General features: G+C 51.5%; 13 protein-coding genes and 11 pseudogenes. 6 read left to right on the top strand and 18 right to left on the bottom strand.

The window, feature by feature from the left end; translation table 11 throughout:
* Nucleotides 1-70 precede the first annotated feature (70 nt).
* From JZM30_RS08970 to JZM30_RS08960, 3 genes and pseudogenes are all read right to left on the bottom strand, one after another.
* Nucleotides 71-541: pseudogene (locus JZM30_RS08970) on the bottom strand (TfuA-like protein).
* 73 nt (nt 542-614) lie between these two features.
* A complete protein-coding gene (locus JZM30_RS08965; RefSeq protein WP_252318390.1) occupies nt 615-1,241 on the bottom strand; it encodes a YcaO-like family protein in 627 nt (208 codons plus the stop codon).
* Nucleotides 1,242-1,287: 46 nt separating this feature from the next.
* Nucleotides 1,288-1,782: a YcaO-like family protein gene (locus JZM30_RS08960; protein WP_252318389.1), complete on the bottom strand. Its 495-nt coding sequence runs from the start codon at nt 1,780-1,782 to the stop codon at nt 1,288-1,290.
* Between the two features lie 593 nt (nt 1,783-2,375).
* On the opposite strand from JZM30_RS08960, the pseudogene JZM30_RS08955 reads away from it, so the two are divergent.
* Nucleotides 2,376-2,555: pseudogene (locus JZM30_RS08955) on the top strand (winged helix-turn-helix domain-containing protein); the annotation flags it as partial.
* A gap of 156 nt (nt 2,556-2,711) precedes the next feature.
* On the opposite strand, the pseudogene creA reads toward JZM30_RS08955, so the two are convergent.
* Nucleotides 2,712-3,128, bottom strand: a pseudogene (creA, locus tag JZM30_RS08950) (protein CreA).
* A gap of 238 nt (nt 3,129-3,366) precedes the next feature.
* Between creA and robA the strand changes: the two are divergent.
* Nucleotides 3,367-4,161 (top strand): annotated as a pseudogene (gene robA, locus JZM30_RS08945) (MDR efflux pump AcrAB transcriptional activator RobA).
* Nucleotides 4,162-4,221: 60 nt separating this feature from the next.
* On the opposite strand, the gene gpmB reads toward robA, so the two are convergent.
* Nucleotides 4,222-4,872, bottom strand: coding sequence for a 2,3-diphosphoglycerate-dependent phosphoglycerate mutase GpmB (gene gpmB, locus JZM30_RS08940; RefSeq protein WP_252318388.1), 651 nt, complete (start codon nt 4,870-4,872; stop codon nt 4,222-4,224).
* Nucleotides 4,873-4,923: 51 nt separating this feature from the next.
* Here gpmB and yjjX point away from each other — a divergent pair.
* Nucleotides 4,924-5,449 (top strand): annotated as a pseudogene (yjjX, locus tag JZM30_RS08935) (inosine/xanthosine triphosphatase).
* Between the two features lie 49 nt (nt 5,450-5,498).
* Here the strand turns inward: yjjX and trpR are convergent.
* Both trpR and sltY read right to left on the bottom strand, forming a co-directional pair.
* A complete protein-coding gene (gene trpR / locus JZM30_RS08930) occupies nt 5,499-5,828 on the bottom strand; it encodes a trp operon repressor (RefSeq protein ID WP_252318387.1) in 330 nt (109 codons plus the stop codon).
* A gap of 98 nt (nt 5,829-5,926) precedes the next feature.
* Nucleotides 5,927-7,808 (bottom strand): annotated as a pseudogene (gene sltY / locus JZM30_RS08925) (murein transglycosylase).
* A 457-nt stretch (nt 7,809-8,265) separates the two neighbouring features.
* Between sltY and JZM30_RS08920 the strand changes: the two are divergent.
* Nucleotides 8,266-9,035, top strand: a pseudogene (locus JZM30_RS08920) (ATP-binding cassette domain-containing protein); the annotation flags it as partial.
* A gap of 138 nt (nt 9,036-9,173) precedes the next feature.
* Here JZM30_RS08920 and JZM30_RS08915 read toward each other — a convergent pair.
* Nucleotides 9,174-10,843 (bottom strand): annotated as a pseudogene (locus JZM30_RS08915) (methyl-accepting chemotaxis protein).
* 224 nt (nt 10,844-11,067) lie between these two features.
* Nucleotides 11,068-11,979, bottom strand: a complete 912-nt coding sequence (locus JZM30_RS08910; protein WP_252318802.1) for a LysR family transcriptional regulator — start codon at nt 11,977-11,979, stop codon at nt 11,068-11,070.
* Between the two features lie 116 nt (nt 11,980-12,095).
* Here JZM30_RS08910 and JZM30_RS08905 point away from each other — a divergent pair, with 116 nt between their 5' ends.
* Nucleotides 12,096-13,097: a zinc-binding alcohol dehydrogenase family protein gene (locus JZM30_RS08905; RefSeq protein WP_252318386.1), complete on the top strand. Its 1,002-nt coding sequence runs from the start codon at nt 12,096-12,098 to the stop codon at nt 13,095-13,097.
* 150 nt (nt 13,098-13,247) lie between these two features.
* On the opposite strand, the pseudogene serA reads toward JZM30_RS08905, so the two are convergent.
* Both serA and rpiA read right to left on the bottom strand, forming a co-directional pair.
* A pseudogene (gene serA / locus JZM30_RS08900) lies at nt 13,248-14,414 on the bottom strand (phosphoglycerate dehydrogenase).
* Between the two features lie 310 nt (nt 14,415-14,724).
* Nucleotides 14,725-15,381, bottom strand: coding sequence for a ribose-5-phosphate isomerase RpiA (gene rpiA / locus JZM30_RS08895; RefSeq protein ID WP_252318385.1), 657 nt, complete (start codon nt 15,379-15,381; stop codon nt 14,725-14,727).
* 203 nt (nt 15,382-15,584) lie between these two features.
* Between rpiA and JZM30_RS08890 the strand changes: the two genes are divergently transcribed.
* Nucleotides 15,585-16,478 (top strand): LysR family transcriptional regulator ArgP, encoded by an 894-nt coding sequence (locus JZM30_RS08890; protein WP_252318384.1) that lies wholly within the window; start codon nt 15,585-15,587, stop codon nt 16,476-16,478.
* A gap of 17 nt (nt 16,479-16,495) precedes the next feature.
* Here the strand turns inward: JZM30_RS08890 and JZM30_RS08885 are convergent.
* The 7 genes and pseudogenes from JZM30_RS08885 to pgk all read right to left on the bottom strand — a co-directional run bounded on the left by JZM30_RS08885 (nt 16,496) and on the right by pgk (nt 22,280).
* A pseudogene (locus JZM30_RS08885) lies at nt 16,496-17,221 on the bottom strand (oxidative stress defense protein).
* A gap of 190 nt (nt 17,222-17,411) precedes the next feature.
* Nucleotides 17,412-18,015: pseudogene (argO, locus tag JZM30_RS08880) on the bottom strand (arginine exporter ArgO).
* 95 nt (nt 18,016-18,110) lie between these two features.
* Nucleotides 18,111-18,518, bottom strand: a complete 408-nt coding sequence (locus JZM30_RS08875; protein ID WP_252318383.1) for a hypothetical protein — start codon at nt 18,516-18,518, stop codon at nt 18,111-18,113.
* A gap of 27 nt (nt 18,519-18,545) precedes the next feature.
* Nucleotides 18,546-18,758: a hypothetical protein gene (locus tag JZM30_RS08870; RefSeq protein WP_252318382.1), complete on the bottom strand. Its 213-nt coding sequence runs from the start codon at nt 18,756-18,758 to the stop codon at nt 18,546-18,548.
* A gap of 131 nt (nt 18,759-18,889) precedes the next feature.
* Nucleotides 18,890-19,753 (bottom strand): small-conductance mechanosensitive channel MscS, encoded by an 864-nt coding sequence (gene mscS, locus JZM30_RS08865; protein WP_252318381.1) that lies wholly within the window; start codon nt 19,751-19,753, stop codon nt 18,890-18,892.
* Between the two features lie 150 nt (nt 19,754-19,903).
* Nucleotides 19,904-20,980 carry a class II fructose-bisphosphate aldolase gene (fbaA, locus tag JZM30_RS08860; RefSeq protein ID WP_252318380.1) on the bottom strand — a complete coding sequence of 359 codons (1,077 nt, stop codon included), beginning with the start codon at nt 20,978-20,980 and terminating at the stop codon, nt 19,904-19,906.
* A 136-nt stretch (nt 20,981-21,116) separates the two neighbouring features.
* Complete coding sequence (pgk, locus tag JZM30_RS08855; RefSeq protein WP_252318379.1) at nt 21,117-22,280, bottom strand: phosphoglycerate kinase; 1,164 nt, start codon at nt 22,278-22,280, stop codon at nt 21,117-21,119.
* Nucleotides 22,281-22,339 lie beyond the last annotated feature (59 nt).

The raw sequence follows: 22,339 nt of genomic DNA, 5'->3' as shown, positions 1-22,339 counted from the left end.
AACATCGAAACTCTTTATTCGATACTTTTCAATTTCATTCAGCATATTACTTAGCTGATGATTATGTCCATCAAAAAAACAGTGATTTTTCCTTTATGTATTTTATGGTTCGGTGACCAAACCACATATTCGTTAAGCCATCTATTAAAACTTGGTATAGCTCGGGAGGTATGATTGACTCACGCAAAGCATGTTGTAATAAAAAATCAATGTGAATTAGAGGTTCACTTATTGGCAACCAAGGTGAATCTGAACCATGTACCAGCGCTACATAATCATCAGGTAAATCTTCGTCATCAATATAGCGCTTAAATACCGTTCCATAGCCTTGCATGCCTAACTAGTGCATCTATGCTGCACGAATCGCTCCCATCGAACTCAATCCCCATACTTTCCAGTTATTCTGTAGTGCATTTTTAATTTCAACGTGTGAAACTGCTGGATATGTGTGGTAGGTACCATCAACAATAACCACTGTAGATGCCTTTTCTTTTTCAATCAGAGATTGAATATCACCTCTTCGCACAGAAGGAAGTACCATGGTTTCAGAAGGGAGTACCTCGGAAAGTGACATTCCAAATGAAGTCGGCCCGATAAACAGAAACATTCTTTCATTACACATAATTTATACCTAATTCTGATTTTTTGTTATTTTGGAATCGATTAATAAATCGATGACCAACTCTTTTCATTTCGATATCAATAAACTCGGCAAAGGGGATTACTACACGTAACACGAAAAATGGAAAATCGTCTGGACTTAGAACATAAACAAAGCAATGATGAAGTCCTGACGAAGCCATTTTCCCTTTAATCAATCCCCACAGTGCTTCGATTGACTCAGGCAATAAAGCTTGTTCATTCGGAACATAAAAATCTGTCATGCGGGAATTGCTCGTTATTTTTTGCCTGACCGATTTCATCACTTTAGATTCATCAAAGCCGGGATTGTCTTGATAAAAATTAATACGTTTAACAATATCATTCCTTCCTCCATGAATATGTGTCAACCTGCTTTGTGCTGCTTCGGTAACAGCTCTGGTTGCAGCGATTTCAGCTATTGGGTGTAGGCCATAGCCATCTACTATCGAAATAGCACTTCGCTCATCATTTTCTAAAACAAAGGCTGAATAATAAGGTATAGTAAACTCGTTATTCGTTTTTCTTAGTGACAAAATAAGACCAGCATCTTCTATTTTTTTTTCGTAGCACCTGTATGGATTCTGGTTCGGTATTTTCATCAACTAGCGCAGAAGTATCGTTAATAATGTTAAAAGATTTTACATCTCATTCAAGGACCTCACACACACCATGTATTATAGCCTCTAACTTTGAATTTCCAGAATATAATCCGTTTGTCGTGGTCCCACCAAAAAATGATCGTTGCCCAACCAAATTCACCGGATGAAAAATAAGCTCGGCGGGTATTAAAGATTCAGAACCACTGATAATATCTGTAGCCACAACACAATAAATCTCATCGTCCGGCGAAAACTTTACCACCAATTTAGCACCAAAAGATGAGAACGGGAGTCCAGGAGGCAATGCAGCTTGAACATCTTTAATCGAATATTTTTTAATGTTGTGTTGGTGTTTTTTGCTTTCTGCCAGAGAAAATTCAATAGACTCCATATAAGCACCAATTTTTGCTTCGGATGGTCTGAGTCCTTTACCATTGTGCACATTTAATGAACCTTGAGCCGCATATGGCCGGATACCCGAAAATACGGGAATACCTATTTTATCCAACCAAGTGATATCAGTTACACGAGTGATCCCCATCTCTCTCGAGACTTTTCGTGCTAATATGAGCGACTCGTCAGTAGGTCGGACTCGGATACTTGAACTTAACCTGTACATTTCTCCCCTCCTAATTAATAAACTGCTCTATGAAATTTTCATAGAGCAGTATGGCTAGTAGTACATAGGAGAATTAGTCATCATAAGTAATCAGATCATTATTAGAATTGTGACTCGTTGAAGAAGCGCCATAACACTCCGGTGCTTGTTTCTCAAAAAATGCTGCTAAATCCTCAGAGAGTTCTTCATTGATACTGAGATTTAATGTGGTTGCATAATCTTAAGTCCTATGAAGTGGTTGATTAGTGATTCACATTCCATTCGTGCTCATTACGTCCATGTCACATAAACGCGGAATATTTCAATGTGTCAAATTATATTTAAGAGATTGTTGTTTTTGATATATATAAACATTAAATTAATGAAAATATTAATAATTTAATTTTCAATGAATATAATACTTCATACATTAAAATATAATTTATGAGGTATTTTATTAATCTCATAAATTTGATTTCAAAATTATTTTTCGGAATTATTTATGCCATTGACGGCGGTGGAACACCTTTAGCCTACAGAGGTACTTCTGCGAAAACCGCGGCAAGATTCAGACCCGTGCTGAACTGTTGAAGAAAATGACCGGCCGCGAGCTGAAACCGCACGACCGCACCGTGGACGTGACGATTCGCCGCATTCGTAAGCATTTCGAATCTACAGCCGATACGCCGGAAATCATCGCCACCATTCATGGTTAAGGCTACTGTTTCTGCGGCGATCTGGAAGATTAACGTCGCGCCGCCAGTTACTAAAAAAGGCCGAAACCCTTTGGTTTCGGCCTTTTTTCTATATCAGCACCGATTATTTCCTAAGACACTACTCGCTCTTGCCCCAGGGAATGATTGGCACCGCGCTCAAGGCGTTTTTGGCGAGCCGTCGACCAAACGATCGGAATACGTCAGGTAGACCAGGGCGTTGCGTTTCTCATCATAGAAACGAACCACCTGAAGTTTTTTGAACACCAGTGACGTGCGCTTTTGGAACACCACCGTGTCACTATCATCACTTTTCTTTATCTTATCCAACAGCGTAATCGACCCAACCTGCTGGCAGGAAATGGCAGCATCTGAGGTATCTTTCTGCCAAACCTAACCCCCCCCTTTGATGCCGCCGGTTTTAGCACGGCTTAAATAGCAGGTCACGTTCGCAACGTCAGGATCGTCAAAGGCTTCCACCACAATTTTATGGTCTGGCCCCAGCAGTTTGAAAACCGTATCTACAGAACCAATCTGTTCCGCCCTGGCGACGCTGCCCACGCTCAGCAGCGCCATACAGGCTCCCATGATTAATGCGTTTTTCATCGATATTTCTCTCTGTCTGGAAACAAGTTACAGGGGATTTTCCCCCGCTGACGATGCCGCTACTAGATATAGGGCTAAAGTATGCAAATTTCACCTGATTGTTTGTATAAATTATTCAAAAATCTTAAGCGATGACAACAGCAAAAAGTTGCTATGATGCCTAATCTCTATGCGCTTCGTGCTTTGTGTGTTCTATCGAGGATGTTCTATGGATCAAGCCAGTATCATACGTGACCTGCTCAATTGGCTGGAAAACCATCTTGACCAGCCACTGTCGCTGGATAACGTGGCAGCAAAAGCCGGCTACTCCAAATGGCACCTGCAACGTATGTTCAAAGATGTCACTGGGCACGCCGGTTGACCAAAGCCGCGATGGCACTGTGTATGACCGGCAGACCGATCCTTGATATCGCGCTGCAATACCGCTTCGATTCAGAGCAAACGTTCACCCGTGCTTTTAAAAAGCAGTTTGCACAGACCCCAGCCTCTTACCGCCGTGCCGAAGAGTGGAATACCTATTGTATTCGCCTTCCGTTGCGCCTGTATGAATTTACGCTGCCGCAGCCCGAATTTGTCACACTGCCAGATACGCAACTTGTGGGTGTCACGCAAAACTGCAACTGTTCTCTGGAGCAGATCTGTAATTTTCGCACGGAAATGCGCGTGCACTTCTGGCGGCAGTATCTGGGCGAGGCCAAGTGCATTCCCCCCTTGCTGTACGGCTTGCACCACGCCCGTCCGAGCAAGGATAAAGAAGACGAGCATGATGTGCTCTATACCACTGCGGTGGAGCCGGAGCACGTTCCTGAATGGGTTCACCCCGGCGAGCCGATTACGCTCCCCGGCGGCGAGTATGCTTTGTTCGTTATATGAAGGCCCCACGGATGCGCTACAGGATTTTATTATCAGCCTGTACGATACCTGTCTGCCCACCTTCGAGCTGACGCGTCGCGATGGCTGTGACGCAGAGCGTTTTACCCCGAATGGGACGAAAGAAGACTGACCACCGAAAGTGATCCGCTGCGAATACCTGATCCCTATCCGTCGCTAAGCGCGCACACCGTTAACGCTGGAGTTCATCCAATGCCGGGGTATCAAGATGAGAAACATCCCCGGCGGTTTCCACGACCCAACCGGACGCCAACCACGGGCTCTGCTGATAATCGATGCGGGAGAGCGAGCAGTTACGCAACCGCAAACGGCGTTCCGCGCTGGCGGGCAGCCCAAGTATGGTGCTTAACAAGCAGCCTAGGGCCATACCATGACTGACCAGCAGCGGACGACTGCCAGGCGGCAGCGCCAGACAGCGATCGAGCACCTGATGCATACGCATTGCCATCTCCGCCATGGATTCCCCTTTGGGAATGCGGCCATCTGGCCTACCGTCCACCAGTTGCTTGCGCCAGGTTTCCTCCTGCGGACTGAGCGTGTCTATGTCACGCATTTCCAGCACGCCCATATTCAGCTCACGCAAATTAGGGTCTTCAACCACTTCACTGTGGTGGCAAGACTGCGCAATAATCTCGGTAGTGCGGCGCGTCCTCCCTAAATCGCTGGTAAAGATATGCGTGATGCCTAGCGTTTTAACACGGTTCGCAACCTGATAGGCCTGCTGTTCGCCTTGTGCGGTCAACGGGCTGTCGGATTGTCCCTGAATACGCCGAGCCACGTCCCATCCCGTTTCACCGTGGCGAACAAGATATACCTGCAACATCGCTTTTTTCCATTATACTGCGTCAAATTAACTAAAAGAGTATGAACCGTTATGTACCATGTTGTCGCTGCCACTACCAACCCGGCAAAAATTAAGGCTATTACACTCGCATTCACGGATGTCTTTGGCGAAGAAAACTGTCGCATCGAAGGTGTTGATGTCGACAGCGGCGTTTCTCATCAGCCCTTGGGTTCCACCGAAACGCGTACCGGAGCCCGCAACCGCGTTATGCGCGCCCGCCAGGTTCGGCCCGAGGCCAATTTCTGGGTCGGCGTCGAAGCTGGCATTGAAGAGAGCATGACGTTCGCCCTGGATGGTGATTGAAAACCCACATCTGCGTGGTGAATCACGCTCCGCCAGCCTGGTGCTGCCGGAAAGTATATTACAAGGAATCAAGGAAGGAAGAGAGCTGGGAGACGAAATGGCACGTTTGACCGGCATTCAGGACATTAAACATCAGGGCGGTGCGATTGGCGTGTTCACCGGCGGTAAACTGACGCGCACAAGCGTCTACTATCAGGCACTGTTGTTAGCGTTGGTGCCCTTCCACAACCCCATTTACAGCCAGCCGAGCTAGCCCGTTTAAGGGGCGCGATGCCACTTAACCTCTACGACATCCCACAGACCTATTTGCCCTCAGGTAGCAGTTGTGCGTCCAACCACTGTTTCAGCGCGGGCGGTGCCGCTTTTAAACTGTTAGATCCTCGTGTGATGGTAGCAATACCGGCACCCAATTCGTTTTTCAATTCACGCTGGCTCATCTCTCCTCGCATCAGTTCCTGAATAATGCGCACACGCGTAGCAAGCGCCGTGCGTTCGTCCGGCGTCAACAACAGTTGCAATAAAGGGTGATGCAGATCCTCCACCACGGAGAGCTTCAATAGCTCAACAAACTTGAGCCAATCTTCATTGCCGTGTTCGGAAAACGCGGGATCGGTATGTGATAAAGGGGTCATAGCGGGCTGCCATACTCGTTAACGAGTATGGCAGCGTAGCATAATCATTGGGAAATCACCGATATCGTGCGTGAAAAATCGCATCGGTAACGCAACACCTAGTAACGCTGTCCCCACTCTGCTGACGTCAATACGCTGTCATTCTGATGCAGGAAGTAGCGGTGGAAGGCATCGTAGGCCAGCACGTTTTTCACATAGCCACGTGTTTCGGTAAATGGAATGCTTTCAATAAAGGCAACCGGATCGAGACGCCCTGCGCTGTTTTTCAGCCAGGTATTCATGCGCGAAGAACCGGCGTTATAGGCTGCACTGGCAAGGATACGGTTGTTATTGAAGGTCTGATAGACATCATCCAGATAAGTGGTGCCCAACAGAATATTGGTTTCTGGATCGAACAGTTGGCTGCTGTTGACATAGCCGCTCAGGTTGCCCTTTTTCGCGGTATGCTGCGCGGTGGCCGGCATCAGTTGCATCAGGCCAGAGACACCGACCGGAGAGCGCGCTTGCGGGTTCCAGGCGCTTTCCTGGCGGGCAATCGCCATCGCATAGCTCTGTTGAATGGCACGCCCTTGGGTCATTCGCTTGAAGGTGTCGCGCCATGCCAGCGGGAAACGTTCTTCCAGATTGTCCCACAGCTTAGCCACAATGGTCGCCTGCACGCTGAGGTCAGCCCAGCCTTGATCAAACGCGTAACGCGCTAACGCTCCCTGACGCGGCTTATCGCTGTTCGCCACCAGTCCCCCCCATTCGCTACGCGCCAGATTGTCCATGTTCCAGTACATCAATTCGCGCACGCGCGCAATTTCCGGCCGTTGTGCCAATGTCTTATCCGGGATGGACGAGGTAATGGTCGACGAATAAGGGATACCGAGCTTCTGCGCGGCAACCATCTGGTAGAAACCCCGTCCCTGCATCAGCGATCGCAGTATGACTTCCCCATCCTGACGCTGCCCGTTATCTAACAGCAACATCGCTTGCCAGTAGCGCCACTCATCTTTTTGTAACGCCTCAGTCGGAAGTTTCGCGAGCCAGAAGCGCAGCCCCGCTTTATCCCCCTCTCCGAGCGTCATACGTACCCTGAGTTCAATCAGGCTGGTGGATTGGCTGCGATGCGTAACAGTATCACGCCCGGCGGCCTGTTCTGGCGTCACACCGGTTCCCATCCAACGCCAAGCCACCGCTTCTTCCATCTCGCGGCGATCGGCTTCGCTCATTTTTTTGCAGCCGCACCAATACGCTGATAAGCGCACGGGCTCCCTCTTCATCCTGCCGAACCAGTTGGCGGAAGGCAATCAGAGTGGCATTGCGCGTAAAATCGGTTGGCCCCACGCTGCGTGCAAAGCGCTCTACGGTTTTGGGGTCATTCTGTAACTTCATCAACGCATCGCTGATGGTACGGTAATCAGGCGGAAGCTGTCTCACCAGATAGTTAACCAGCCCGGTGCTGCCTTCGTTCATTGCCAGCCGAATGCGCTCCAGTACTGCGATCGGCGTTTTTTCACCGGCGGCTTCCCAAACGGCAAACAGCTTATCGCAAGTGGTAGGCAGCGAACGGCCGGTCAGCCAGATTACCTTTGCTTCATCCCACACGCCCTGACGCTGCCCCGTAGCGAAACTGGCATAGAGGTGATTACAGTGCGCCGCAACCGGTTTGGGTGAGGTGGGCGCAAAGGCCAGCAAGCCCGACCAATCCTCGCGGCGCGCTAGTTCATTCACAAACAGGGATTTCAGGTTACGCGCAGGCGGTAATGTTGGATAACGCGCCGAGAATGCGCTGACGTCACTACTGCTCACCTGCCCCAGCGATTGTGTTAACGCGCGGTATTCCAGATAAGGATAAAGCGGGTAATCGCGCAAGGTTGGCATCAACGCCTGCTTAACCTGCTGATAACGCTGGCGTTGAGCATCCAGCGTATCCGCCATGGCTGAGCTTGTAACCCCCACCAGACACAGGATGGCAATGCGCGCCCAGCGCCCCATGTTACCCTTCATCCAAACCACCTCATCCCAAACGGTTATCGACATGCAATGTGCACATCACTGATACATTTCGCCTCAGAATGCCGCCGTCAGTGCAAACAGGGTGTTCGCATCAGCAAGATTTGCATCATCCAGACGACATTTGCTGCCCTCTAGTGTGGCACATGATGCGCGGTGGCGATATGTCGCAAAAGGGAATAAAATGTCAAGCAACGTAAGGATAACCGTTTATAAATTCCGGGTAGGACGCTGTGCGCCAAAACGCAGCCCTTAGAGCCATTTCACAGAGTGACAGACAGTAAGGGATGATGGCTGGGATCGCACAGCGAAACCAGCTACACTCCGCATCAGCATAACGATAAATCGAAGAGGGCGACGCCCCAACTTCATCGTTAACCTCGATGCAGCGCGGGCTACGCACTGCATCCTTTAACCCATAGAGAGGCGAAGTCGCAACGTGGCTCAATACGTCTATACCATGCACCGCGTCGGCAAAGTGGTTCCGCCGAAGCGCCATATTTTAAAGAATATCTCCCTCAGTTTCTTCCCGGGCGCAAAAATTGGCGTGCTGGGTCTGAACGGCGCAGGGAAATCCACCCTGCTGCGTATCATGGCTGGGATCGATAAAGACATCGAAGGGGAAGCGCGCCCGCAACCCGGCATCAAAATAGGCTATTTGCCACAGGAGCCGCAGCTCAACCCGGAACACACAGTACGTGAATCCGTCGAAGAAGCGGTATCGGAAGTGGTCGGTGCGCTCAAACGTCTGGATGAAGTGTATGCACTGTACGCCAATCCGGATGCCGACTTCGACAAGCTGGCGGCGGAACAGGGTAAGCTAGAAGAGTTCATTCAGGCGCACGACGGCCATAATCTGGATAACCAGTTAGAACGTGCTGCCGATGCGCTGCGCCTGCCGAAATGGGATGCCAAAATCGCCAAACTGTCCGGGGGCGAGCGCCGTCGCGTGGCGCTGTGTCGTCTGCTGTTGGAAAAACCAGACATGCTGCTGCTCGACGAACCGACCAACCACCTGGATATTGAAACCTTGCGCGCGCTGGAAAACACCCTGCTGGAGTTCCCCGGCTGCGCCATGGTCATTTCCCACGACCTGACCGTATTGCCACCCACATTCTGGATTACCAGGATGAAGGCAAGGTGGAGTTCTTCGAAGGTAACTTCACCGAGTACGAAGAGTACAAGAAACGCACGTTGGGCGCAGACGCACTGGAACCTCACCGCATCAAGTACAAGCGTATCGCGAAGTAATGAGCTGTTAGCGCCAGGTAGTAAAATATCTCGTCATATCAAACGCCTCGGTTATTGCCAGGGCGTTTTTTTATGGTGATTGCCGCTCAATAGCGATCAAAAGGTTTCCCAATTCTGATTGTCATCCGGCTTGACCCGTTTTGTACCTGCCGCAGGCAACGCAGGTTTGCTCTGCACTGACGTTGGCACAGCAGCGCCCGTCGAGGCTGCCAGCGCGCGGGGGGCGCTGGCGAAGCTATCTGGAATACCGCAACCGCCTGCGTCAAACGCCCAGCCTGATCCTCCAGCGATACCGCCGCTGCAGAGGCCCCCTGTGCCAGCGCCGCATTCTGCTGCACTGCATTATCCATTTCCGACACCGCCTGACTCACTTGGCTGATACCCCGGCTCTGTTCATCAGACGCGGAGGCGATTTCCCCCATGATGTCGGTCACGCTGGTGACCACCTGAACGATCTCACCCATGGTTTCTCCCGCCTGTGACACCAGATGCGCACCGGTATCAACGAGGCGACCTGATTCACCGATCAGGGATTCAATCTCTTTTGCCGCCTGTGCACTGCGCTTCGCCAGGCTGCGCACTTCACCAGCCACCACGGCAAACCAGCGCCCTTGCTCACCGGCACGGGCGGCTTCAACGGCGGCATTCAGCGCCAGAATGTTGGTCTGGAAAGCAATGCTGTTAATCACGGAGGTAATGTCCGCAATCTTGTGTGAACTGGTAGAAATATCGCTCATGGTGGTCACCACGTTATTCACGATATCACCGCCCTTCTCCGCTTTGGTAGAGGCATTTTTCGCCAGTTGGCTGGCATGGTGAGCGTTATCGGAGTTTTGTTTCACCGTAGCCGTCAGTTGTTCCATACTGGCGGCAGTCTCTTCTAGCGCGGCGGCCTGCTGCCCCGTGCGTGAGGAGAGATCGATGTTACCCGCAGAAATTTCCGTGGCCCCCAGATGAATCGCCGTTGCCCCTTCGCGCACCACACTAACCGTTTCTGCCAATGCGGCCTGCATGTTCTGGGCATTCTGTCCCAGAATACCGATTTCATTACGCCCCATCTCACTAGCACTTTGAGTTAAATCCCCGGCGGCAATACGTTGAATGCGCATCACCAACCGATCCAGCGGAGCCAGTAATGCATTGCGGATAATCACGTAGATGATCGCAGCCATCACAATGTAAGCCACAAAGGAGAGCGCCATCAGCATAAAGCCCCGGCGCGAATTGGCCTCGGCGTGCTGGTTGATTTGCGTAGCGTTATCTGTCAGATAACGCACCGCTTTACGCACCGATTGCGCGTAGTTTTCGTCCAGTTTGCGCGCTTCATCGCTTTCCAGTGAAATGACTTCTTCAAATTCGCCTCGCTTCACCGCCTCGATGATCAGTTTGACCGCGTTATCGCGGTACGCCGCGTAGTTAACGGCGAGTTCATCATCCAATCCAGCGGGCGCGTTGAATTTATCCGGTCGGGCCAGATATTCATCGAAGCGTTTTTGTGAGCTTTTTACCCGGTTTTCCGCCAGTGTAAGTGCGCTTTTATAGCCCTCTGCATCACCAACGCGCAACTGATCCATGCTGCTGATGCCAGCACGCACATCAGAAACCAGGTTGGCCCGATCTAATGCATCATTACTCTGTTTAAGAAAATAACTCGCCGTACCGATTGAGATAGCGAACAGTAATAAAATAATCGTTAACAGACTAATAAATAGCGTAACAAGTCTGATGTTGTTGATATAACCTGAATTTCCTTTTAATTCGGACATGACTGTTTTTCTCACTTCGACAACGGCTGGTATGGATATCCCTTCCGCAACGCACCATGAACAGCATTGGCGTTGCTAAAAAACATCGTCAGATTCATGTTTTATCGGCAATAGCGTGAAAACATCCATCTTGAAGTCGTGATCATAATCACGCTTCAAATAAAGTGGTGTTATATTTCTAAAAATAAGAAATGTGTTTTTACATTATATAACGCGTCACACTATCAGGATAAAGGTGTGGTCAGCGTGACATATTCCGCCAGCGCATCATGTTGCAGCACAAATTCGATAAAGCAGGCCATTGCGGTAGAATTAAGTTTCCTGCTGGGATAAACCAAATAGAGTTCATTAGGTTCTGCACGCCATTCAGGCAACACGCGCACCAATGGTCGGGGCAGATCGACGCCATCGACAAGAAACGCGGGCAACAGAGTAATGCCCGCGCCCGCCATCGCACATTTACGGGCATACAGCAGATTGTCCGTGGTGTGCGTCAGCGGAAGCAGCCAGCGATAATCCTCGCTGCCGAGCTGCAATGACCACTCCGCCCAGGCACGATGGGCAATGCATTGGTGAGACTGAAGCTGCTGCGGATGCACCAATGCCGGGTGGCCCGCCAGATAGTGCGGCGATGCCACCAGATAACGCGGCGTCACACCCAACGGTCTGCCAATCAGAGACGAATCTAGCTGTTTGCCGGTGCGAAATGCCACGTCAAACCCTTCATCGACTAAATCCACCAGCGTGTCAGAGATGGCAATTTCCAGAGATACGGCGGGAAAGCGGCGCTGAAACTCGGTAGTCAAGCGCGCCAGCAGCGTGGCGCCGAAACCAGCCGGGCTGGTGATGCGAAGCCGCCCGCTCGGATTATCACGTAAATGTTGAATAGCGAGATCGGCACGCTCACTGGCCTGCATCATCTCCTGGCAATGGATCAGATAGCGCTCGCCAGCAAACGTCAGGCTGATCTTGCGCGTAGTGCGGTTTAGCAGCCGTAACCCAAGCTGCTGTTCGAGCTGACTGATACGCAAGCTGAGGCTGGATTTGGCCATGCCAGCCTTGAGCGCGGCCTGTGTCACGCTACCACATTCGGCTACCAGCGCAAACAGAGCCATATCTTGCCACTGCCTGAACATGGAAGGTTTAAACATAACTGTTCGCCTATAACAAACACTTCGTTAATGATTGTCCATCTTATCAGCACGATGAGTTCGTTCTACACTTTTCTCATCGAAACAATGAGGAACAGATCATGACCGTACATGCTATTGCCGTTGACCCCCAACATACCGAACGTTTTATCGCCATTACCCAAGAGCAGCCGCAACCCGGCCCACACGATCTGCTGGTTGAGGTAAAAGCGGTATCCATCAATCCTGTCGATACCAAAGTCCATGCCGGTTTGCGGAAAAACGGGTTGGCTGAGCCGCGCGTGTTAGGCTGGGATGCTAGTGGTACCGTACTTGCCATTGGCGATCGCGTCAGCGGTTTTCAGGTGGGCGATGAAGTGTGGTATGCCGGCGATATCACACGCGCTGGCAGCAACAGCTCGCATCAACTCATTGATGCACGGATTGTGGCGCACAAACCGGTATCCCTTGACTGGGCCGCTGCTGCTGCGCTGCCGCTGACCGCGCTCACCGCCTGTGAAGGACTGTTTGAACACCTCGAGATTCAGGACGCTGACGCAGGGAGAAGCCTGCTGATTATCGGCGGCGCGGGCGGCGTTGGCTCTCTGGCTATTTCACTGGCGGCACTGCGCAGCAAGGTCAATGTCATCGCCACGGCATCCCGTCCTGATTCGACAGAATGGTGCCGTCAGCGCGGTGTCGATCTCGTGGTTGATTATCGCGATTTAGTCGGGGAACTGAAAAAAGCAGGCATCATCCAGGTGGATTATATTTTCTGCCTGAACGACACCGACGGCCACTGGAGCGCGATAGGCACTTTGATCGCCCCGCAGGGCAAGATTTGCACTATTGTGGAAAAAGAACGTCCTCTGGATCAGAACGAACTGAAGCGCAAAAGTGCCTCGCTGCATTGGGAATTCATGTTTACCCGCAGCATGTACCAAACGCCGGATATGGAACAGCAAGGGAAAATTCTGCAAGAAGTAGCACACCTGGTGGACGCGGGCAAACTGCAAGGCACCGCCAGTGAAGTATTGAACGGTTTAAACGTTGAAACGCTGCAACAGGCTCACGCCAAGGTGCAGGAATGGCATATGCGCGGCAAGGTGACTATCGCGTTATAAACCCTCGCGTTGTCAGCCTCTTTAAGCAAACAGCCCCAAAGGGGCTGTTTGACTGATGACAAGGCCACTTTACCTCTCGTCATCCTCGGCGAAAGCCGGGAATGACGATTTTAAGTAGGTGCGTCACGACATTAAACGCTCGACGAGCACTCAGAACAACAGGCGGGCACGAATGGTGCCGGGAATCGCCTTCATCAGTTGCAGCGCGGTATTCGCTGCATCCGTTTCCACATCGATTACCACATAGCCGATATCCGCGCTGGTTTGCAGATATTGGGCAGCAATGTTGATACCTTGCTCGGCGAAAATGGTGTTGATTGCCGTCAGTACGCCGGGGCGATTTTCGTGAATATGCAGCAAACGTGCGCGATCGCTCTACACTGGCAGGGAAACTTCCGGGAAGTTAACCGCAGACAGCGTCGAACCGTTGTCAGAGTACTTCGCCAGTTTACCGGCCACTTCCGTACCGATGTTCTCCTGCGCTTCCTGCGTGGAACCACCAATGTGCGGCGTCAGCAATACGTTGTCGAACTCCAGCAGCGGAGACACAAACTGGTCAGTATTGGTGGCTGGTTCTTGCGGGAATACGTCAATCGCAGCACCGGCAATGTGTTGGCTAAGCAGCACTTCACACAGAGCTGGGATATCGACGACCGTACCGCGTGAGGCGTTGATCAGGATAGAACTCGGCTTCATCAGCGCCAGCTCATCCGCATCAGCGCCAGCTCATCCGCGCCCATCATGTTCTGGGTGCTCGCCGTTTCCGGTACATGCAGGCTGACCACGTCGCTCATGTTCAGCAATCCGGACAGATGACGCACCTGCTGAGCATTGCCTAACGGCAGTTTGCTCCCGATGTCGTAAAAGTAAACATGCATCCCCAGGCTTTCGGCCAGGATACCCAACTGGGTGCCAATGTGGCCGTAGCCAATGATACCCAGTTTTTTGCCGCGCGCTTCAAATGAGCCCACAGCCTGTTTGTGCCACACGCCACGGTGCGCTTTGGTATTGGCAGTAGGGATGCCGCGCTTGGTGGCAGAAGGCAATTCAACCTGATTGATACCGATTCAAAAACAGCCCACGGCAACCAGCTTTTCTGCGGCAGCAAACACTTCTTCCGTCAGATGAGTACGGGAACGCAAACCGACGAAATGCGCGTCACGGATGGAGGCTTTCAACGCTTCCGTATCCAACGCACCTTATATGGTATTAAATGTTGGTGTAACCCGCTGCGCGCAGGTTTTCCAACGCGCTCTGGTGAACCCCTTCCACCAGGAGGAATTTAATCTTGTCTTTTTCCAGTGATACCTTTGCCATTTCCCGACCTTATTTTCAGACTTCAGATGCCAATGAACCCATTTGCCAAACAGCCTCTGCCAACATAACAAAAATTACGCCAGCAGCAAGACAATCGATTGCTTCCCCGATGCTGCCAACGGCGTCACAAACTCCCTTTTACAGTAAAAAATAGGGATAATGCGTCGCCTTGCCAGATGCCAAGGGAACAAAATAAGAAAAAGTGATATTAAGTACCAAAAGTGAGACTTTAACAATGGTGGTGTTTTTAAGCAAAAAAAAATCGGATGTTAGCACCTTCAATGCCAACGTCCGATGCGCAGGGGAGAAATTACTTCAGGGTTTTTACACCGTCCGCGGTACCAACCAACGCAACGTCAGCGCCACGGTTGGCAAACAGACCGACGGTCACCACGCCCGCAATCCCATTGATACGGTTTTCTACGGCAATGGCATCTGAGATATCGAGGTTGTGCACATCCAGAATGACATTGCCGTTGTCGGTGACTACGCCCTGACGATAGACCGGCTGGCCGCCCAGTTTCACCAGCTCACGCGCCACGTACGCACGGGCCATGGGAATCACTTCCACCGGCAGCGGGAATGTGCCCAGAATATCCACCTGCTTGGAGGCATCGACAATACAGATAAACTGACGTGCGATGGCAGCAATGATCTTCTCACGCGTCAGCGCAGCACCCCCGCCTTTAATCATTTGCATGTGCGGGTTGATCTCATCAGCACCGTCCGCATAGATATCCAGTTCATCAACCTCGTTGCTGTCGAACACCGTAATGCCTAAGCTTTTGAGCTTTTCGGTAGACGCCACGGAGCTGGATACTGCGCCTTTAATCTGGTGTTTGATAGAACCCAGCGCGTCAATGAAGTGCGCTGCCGTTGAGCCCGTCCCCACCCCAACAATAGTATCCGGGCGGACATAATCCAACGCGGCCCAGCCGACTGCCTTTTTCAGTTCATCTTGTGTCATGGTCTGTATCGTGCCTGCAAATTACAGTGAGAAGAGAGAGGCGTATTATAGGGCAAGCGCCACCGGAAACGACGCCAATCGCCGAGCGTCCTTCGATTATTTTCGGCCATCAGTGTGAAATGGGACAGATTTTTAGCGTGTTCCGTCGGAAAAATGTGGCATAGTGCAAAGACCAAGTTTTATCCATAGGAAATGGCACCTTCATGAAACGACCGGACTATCGCACACTTCAGGCTCTCGATGCCGTCATCCGTGAGCGCGGATTTGAACGCGCCGCGCAAAAATTGTGCATCACGCAATCCGCCGTTTCACAACGCATCAAGCAGTTGGAGAACCTGTTCGGACAGCCGCTGTTGGTCAGAACCATACCACCGCGTCCCACCGAACAAGGGCAAAAATTGCTGGCGCTGTTGCACCAAGTGGAGTTGCTGGAAGAAGAGTGGCTGGGCAACGATGCCAGCAGCGATATCCCGCTGTTGCTGTCGCTGGCGGTCAACGCCGACAGTCTCGCAACCTGGCTGCTACCCGCGTTGCAACCGGTACTGGTCGATTCCCCCACTCGTCTCAATCTGCAAGTGGAAGATGAAACCCGTACGCAAGAACGCTTGCGCCGTGGTGAAGTGGTTGGTGCCGTCAGTATCCAGCCGCAGCCGTTGCCGAGTTGTCTGGTGGATAAGCTCGGTGCGTTAGACTATCTGTTTGTTGCCTCACCGGATTTTGCCGCACGCTACTTCCCGAACGGCGTGACCCGTTCCGCGTTGCTGCGCGCTCCTGCGGTTGCCTTTGATCATCTGGATGATATGCATCAGGCGTTTTTGCAGCAGAATTTCGATTTCTCGCCCGGCAGCGTTCCCTGCCATATCGTTAACTCGCCAGAAGCGTTCGTACAACTGGCACGACAGGGCACCACCTGCTGTATGATCCCGCACCTGCAAATCGAGAGAGAATTGGCAAACAGCGAGTTGGTCGATCTGACGCCGGGTCTGTTTCAGCGCCGTATGCTTTATTGGCACCGCTTCGCGCCAGAAAGTCGGATGATGAGAAAGGTGACGGATGCCCTGCTCTCGCACGGGCATCGCGTATTGCGCCAGTCCTGACGCGCGTTAGTCAGGCGTTACTGATTAGGTTGCAGTTCGAACACCACGTCAACCTGATCGTCAAACTGGATGCTTTGCTGCTCGTAAGTCTGCGCCACATCGGCCTCTGCCGCGACGCCCGCCGCTTTAAACATCCGAGCCATGGGAACGAGCTGATAGTTGGCAACCTGATAGCGGATGCTGTAAATCGGTCCCAGTTTGGCGTTGAATCCGGTTGCCAATGCTTTCGCCTGGCTGGTCGCCGTTTCGATTGCCCGCTGACGTGCCTGATCGCGATAGGCTTCCGGGTTGGCTGCCCCCAACTCCACGCCGCGGATTTCCGTCAACCCCGCGCGCAGTGCACCATCCAGCAAGGCATTTAGCTGATCCAGTTGGCGTACCGTTACCGCCACCTGACGCACCGCACGATACCATTTCAGTTCAGAACGACCATCTTTCAGAAAATCCTATTCAGGATGGGTACGCAGGTTGGCGGTGCTGATATCTTTTCTCTCAATACCGTGTTTTTCCAGATAGGCAAAATATTGCGCCACGCGGTCGCCCACCTGCTTTTTAGCATCAGCCACGTCTTTCGATGAAACGCTGACCTCAATCGCCAGATTTGCAATATCCGGCGCGGCATCCACGCTCGCTTTGCCCGATGTCACGAAGTGCGGTCCGTTCGGCAATTCAGCGGCCTGACCGGACAGTGGAAGCGTGCTTAATCCTAACAGGGCGGCTATCGCCAGTGCTTTTAGCTTCACAGTGTCGTTTCTCCTGATTACATTTAATAGCGCGACGTTGCACGCCACGATGACGGCGGTGCGCCTGTGCAATGAATATGTCTACGGCTATAGATAAACATGGTGTTATTGATAAATATAGTGCACAGGCTGGCTTGGCTTAACTATAGGTGAATTCCGGAATACCGTAAAAAAACGTCAACTTACAACACTATTGCATACCGGAATATGCGAGTTGCAGCGCAATACTCCACATGATGACGCCAACAAAGGCATTAATCACGCGCTGTGCTTTTGGCGTGTTCAGCCACGGTGCCAGCAACGCCAATGCAAAGAACCACAGGAACGAAGCCGTAATGGAGCCCAATGCAAACTAACTGCGCTCATCGGGTGCCATTTGCACGCCAATGCTGCCTTGCACGACAAAAGTATCCAGATACACGTGCGGATTCAGCCAGGTGACAGCCAACACCGTAGCGATAACGCGCCAGCGGCTTTGCCGTACGATATCCACGCTCACCACGTCGAGTTGACGCTTGAAGACCACGTTAAACGCGCCCCAGCCACACCAAAGCAGAAACGCCACACCTCCCCAGGTGATCAATGACAGCAACAGCGATGACTGACTCAGCAACGCGCTGCCGCCAAAAATGCCAGCACAAATCAAAATGACATCGCTCAATGCGCACAGCAAGGCAATAATCAGGTGATACTGACGCCGAATCCCCTGATTCATCACGTAAGCGTTTTGCGGCCCCAGAGGCAAAATCATCGCCGCACCCAGAAAAAAATCCCTGCCAATACATACCAAACATGGTTCCCTACACTCTCCCGAATGAACAATTCGAGGGAGTGTAGGGTGGTTTTTTCATTAATTGAAATTGAAGATTCTAATTATTCATTAGGAAATCTAATTTCGAATATCATGCAATGCAGAATGTGAAATTGACACTGTTTTGGTTCCGGTCTGCTTTTCATTACGTTGCAGTAAGAACGCAATGGCAAACAGCGAAAACATAAAGGGCAGTTCAAACAGCTCTTCCAGCAAATCCGTACGCGCAGTGTCGTAGACAAAGAGAAAGGCGAATAAGCGGTGGTGTTCGATGGTATCGACGATAACGAAATAGAGCACCAATAATAGGATATCCCACACCGGCAGGCTTTCTTGCCGGAAACGGCGAATAACCTCTCTATGAATCACGGGCAACAGCAGCGCACAGGCCGTCACGCCAATCAGCACGATGGAGATAATGCGAAAGTAGAGCTTAGGCTCATCCGGGAAATAATCCAGTCCCCAACTGATCCCCCGACCAAACAATAAGATCCACCAACTGATGCTCCAGAGTCAAAAGGACTTCGCAGCAGTCTCACGTCGCAACGGCCTGATATAGTACCAGGTGAACAGCGCACCAAACAGCAGCCATAAGGATTGAAACGTCTCAATGACCATCACTGCCTGGCTTTGCGCGGAAAAAAGCCGATTCCCGTTGTACAACAATGAGATGGCAAAAATCGCGATCGCCACGGTGTGGGGATACAGAGTTTTATCAAGTTTCATAACGCGACACATATCAACCAATAACGACGGTTAGGGTAGGTCGATACGCTGGCTGTTTTTTTGCTTTTCGAGCGAAAGCGTTTAGGCATCCGTGCGCTTAGCACCAGATGCCTAAAAAGGACTAGCGAAAATTACGCCTTCGTTGATGTTGACGGGGGTTGATGCAAATGCACATCCATTTGCGGATAAGGAATGCCGATCTGGTGCTCATCCAACGCCCGTTTAAAACTTTCTAACAGATCCCATTTCACCTCCATGGCATCACCGTTGCTCGTCCAGACCCATACGACAAAATTCAGTGATGACGCGGCCATTTCATTCAAACGGATGGTGACACCACGCTCATGCTGGATGCGCTTATCGGCCGCGACTATATCCCCCAGCACCGTTTTGACCTGGTCAATATCAGCATCATAGGCCACGCCAACGATAATTTCGGTGCGTCTGTCCGGCTCACGACCGCTGTTAATGATGTTTCCGGCAATGATTTTCCCATTGGGAACAACGATGATTTTACCATCCGGCGTACGCATCGTAGTGGAGAAGATCTGCACCTGCATCACCGTACCAGAAACCCCGCCCAAATCGACAAACTCACCGGTACGGAACGGGCGGAACATCAACAACAGTACACCAGCCGCGAAGTTTGGCAGAGAGCCTTGCAGCGCCAAACCCACCGATAAGCCTGCCGCACCCAGCACCGCAATCACCGATGCGGTTTGCACGCCAATACGGCTCAATACTGCAATCAGCGTAAAGGCAATAATCCCGTAACGCACCAATGCAGCGAGAAAATCCGCCACGGTGGTATCAATGCCACGCGCCACCATCACTCTGCTGATACCGTTAGATACCACACGCGCCACCAGCAAGCCGATGAGCAAAATGATAATGGCGGCCACCACGTTCACCGCATACTGAATCAGCAGAGCCTCATTATTGACCACCCATTGCCCCATACGGCTCAGGCTTTCGGTTACATCCAGTTCTTCCATTTGCACTCTCCCATTTTTTGCATTTCACCCTTTGAAAGGGATGGTTCACACCCAAAATGGTCGCAAAGCGGGCCAGAAAAAATTAAGGCTCCTGACAAAAGGAGCCTCTTATTTTCATGCATTGTTTATCAATGCACTTATTAATATAGATTACAGTGCGTCGATTGCGTTCAGTTCTTTAAACGCTTTTTCTAAACGAGCAACCATGGTTGCCTGGCCAGCACGCAGCCAAACGCGCGGATCGTAGTACTTCTTGTTCGGCTTGTCTGCGCCTTCCGGGTTACCCAACTGCCCTTGCAGGTAGCCTTCGTTCTTTTTGTAATACGCCAGCACGCCTTCCCAGGTTGCCCATTGGGTGTCGGTGTCGATGTTCATTTTGATCACACCGTAGCTCACCGCTTCGGCGATCTCTTCTGCCGTAGAGCCGGAACCGCCGTGGAACACGAAGTCCAGGCTGTTATGCGGCAGGTTGAATTTCTTGGAGACATATTCCTGCGAATTGTGCAGGATTTTCGGCGTCAGTTGCACGTTACCCGGTTTGTATACGCCATGCACGTTACCGAACGATGCCGCGATGGTGAAACGCGGACTGATGGCGTGCAATTTTTCGTAGGCGTAAGCCACGTCTTCCGGCTGAGTGTAGAGTGCGGAGTTATCAAGGTGGCTATTGTCCACGCCATCTTCTTCACCGCCAGTGCAACCCAGTTCGATTTCCAGCGTCATGTTGATTTTTGCCATGCGCTTGAGGTATTCGCTGCAAATCTCGATGTTCTCTTCCAGAGACTCTTCCGACAGGTCGATCATGTGGGAGGAGAACAGCGGTTTGCCGGTTGCGGCAAAGTGTTTTTCACCGGCTTCCAGCAGGCCATCCAACCAAGGCAGCAGTTTTTTCGCACAGTGGTCAGTGTGCAGGATAACAGGAATGCCGCAGTGTTCAGCCATCAGGTGAACGTGTTGTGCGCCAGAGATGGCACCGAGGATAGCAGCTTTATGACCTTCCGCTTTCAGGCCTTTACCCGCTGTAAACACGGCCCCCCCGTTAGAGAACTGAACGATAACCGGTGCGCGAACTTTCGCTGCCGCTTCCAGCACCGCATTGACGGAGTCAGTACCGACGCAGTTGACTGCGGGCAGAGCAAAGCCATTTTCCTTTGCTACTGCGAAAACTTTCTGAACGTCATCGCCAGTGATGACACCAGGTTTTACGAAATCAAAAATTTTAGACATGTTACGTGTCCCGTCTCGTTGGCCGTGGAGGGTTGAGATAATTGACTACGGGCCGGACGCACAGCGTCCGAACCCACCGTTGCCCACTCGGCGAGGGAGCAACTGGTTGCCGGGTGACACACCAGGCAAAGCGGCATTACTGCTTAGCACGCTCTTCCAGCATGACTACCGCAGGCAGTTTTTTACCTTCCACGAACTCCAGGAAGGCACCGCCGCCGGTAGAAATATAAGAAATCTTGTCTGCAATACCGAACAGGTCAATCGCAGCCAGCGTATCGCCACCGCCGGCGATGGAGAACGCTTCGCTATCTGCAATCGCCTGAGCGATGATTTCAGTCCCTTTGCGGAAGTTCGGGAATTCGAACACGCCAACCGGGCCGTTCCACAGGATAGTCTTGGCGTTTTTCAGAATATCGGCCAGACGCTCAGCGGAGACATCACCCAGGTCCAGAATCTGTTCATCATCTTTGATGGCAGTAACAGGCTTCAAGGTTGCGGTTGCGGTTTCGGAGAATTCCGTCGCCACGCGCATGTCGCTCGGTACCGGAATATCACAGGTTTCCAGCAGTTTTTTTGCTTCAGGGATCAGATCCGCTTCGTACAGGGATTTGCCCACGTTGTGACCCTGTGCCGCCACGAAGGTGTTGGCGATGCCGCCGCCGCCGATCAGTTGGTCAGCGATTTTGGACAATGAGCCCAACACGGTCAGTTTGGTAGACACTTTAGAACCGCCGATGATAGCCACCATCGGACGCTCTGGGTTGCTCAGCGCTTTACCCAACGCTTCCAGTTCGTCTGCCAGCAGCGGGCCTGCACAGGCGATATCAGCAAACTTGCCTACCCCGTGGGTAGAAGCCTGAGCGCGGTGCGCCGTACCAAAGGCATCCATGACGAACACGTTACACAGCGCTGCGTATTTCTTCGACAGCTCTTCGTCGTCTTTCTTCTCGCCTTTGTTGAAGCGAACGTTTTCCAGAACCACCAACTCGCCTTCGGCAACATCAACGCCATCCAGATAATCCTTCGCCAGACGAACTGGAGAAGAAATTTTATCTTTCAGATAGTTAACAACCGGCAGCAGGGAGAATTCTTCGTTGTATTCCCCTTCGGTCGGGCGTCCCAGGTGGGAAGTCACCATGACACGCGCGCCTTGTTTCAGGGCGATTTCAATGGTCGGCAACGACGCACGGATACGCGCATCAGACGTCACTTTACCTTCTTTAACCGGCACGTTCAGATCCGCACGAATCAGTACGCATTTACCCGCCAGATCCAGATCGGTCATCTTAATTACAGACATGGTGAATCCTCTTGTTGATTCTCTTATAAAGTTGTGTGATCGAGATTAAAATCCATGAC

The sequence above is a fragment of the Candidatus Symbiopectobacterium endolongispinus genome (genome assembly GCF_018777385.1).
GTDB classification, from domain to species: Bacteria; Pseudomonadota; Gammaproteobacteria; order Enterobacterales; family Enterobacteriaceae; genus Symbiopectobacterium; species Symbiopectobacterium endolongispinus.
Note: the sequence above shows the minus strand (reverse complement) of the source record. Positions and strands in the feature narration are given on the sequence as shown.

Coding starts and splice junctions, on each gene's coding strand:
- rpiA (WP_252318385.1), bottom strand. CDS start 15,381: ATGACACAAGATGAACTGAAAAAGGCAGTCGGCTGGGCCGCGTTGGAT.
- pgk (WP_252318379.1), bottom strand. CDS start 22,280: ATGTCTGTAATTAAGATGACCGATCTGGATCTGGCGGGTAAATGCGTA.
- mscS (WP_252318381.1), bottom strand. CDS start 19,753: ATGGAAGAACTGGATGTAACCGAAAGCCTGAGCCGTATGGGGCAATGG.
- JZM30_RS08890 (WP_252318384.1), top strand. CDS start 15,585: ATGAAACGACCGGACTATCGCACACTTCAGGCTCTCGATGCCGTCATC.
- gpmB (WP_252318388.1), bottom strand. CDS start 4,872: ATGTTGCAGGTATATCTTGTTCGCCACGGTGAAACGGGATGGGACGTG.
- trpR (WP_252318387.1), bottom strand. CDS start 5,828: ATGACCCCTTTATCACATACCGATCCCGCGTTTTCCGAACACGGCAAT.
- JZM30_RS08910 (WP_252318802.1), bottom strand. CDS start 11,979: ATGTTCAGGCAGTGGCAAGATATGGCTCTGTTTGCGCTGGTAGCCGAA.
- JZM30_RS08965 (WP_252318390.1), bottom strand. CDS start 1,241: ATGAAAATACCGAACCAGAATCCATACAGGTGCTACGAAAAAAAAATA.
- JZM30_RS08905 (WP_252318386.1), top strand. CDS start 12,096: ATGACCGTACATGCTATTGCCGTTGACCCCCAACATACCGAACGTTTT.
- fbaA (WP_252318380.1), bottom strand. CDS start 20,980: ATGTCTAAAATTTTTGATTTCGTAAAACCTGGTGTCATCACTGGCGAT.
- JZM30_RS08870 (WP_252318382.1), bottom strand. CDS start 18,758: ATGAAACTTGATAAAACTCTGTATCCCCACACCGTGGCGATCGCGATT.
- JZM30_RS08960 (WP_252318389.1), bottom strand. CDS start 1,782: ATGGGGATCACTCGTGTAACTGATATCACTTGGTTGGATAAAATAGGT.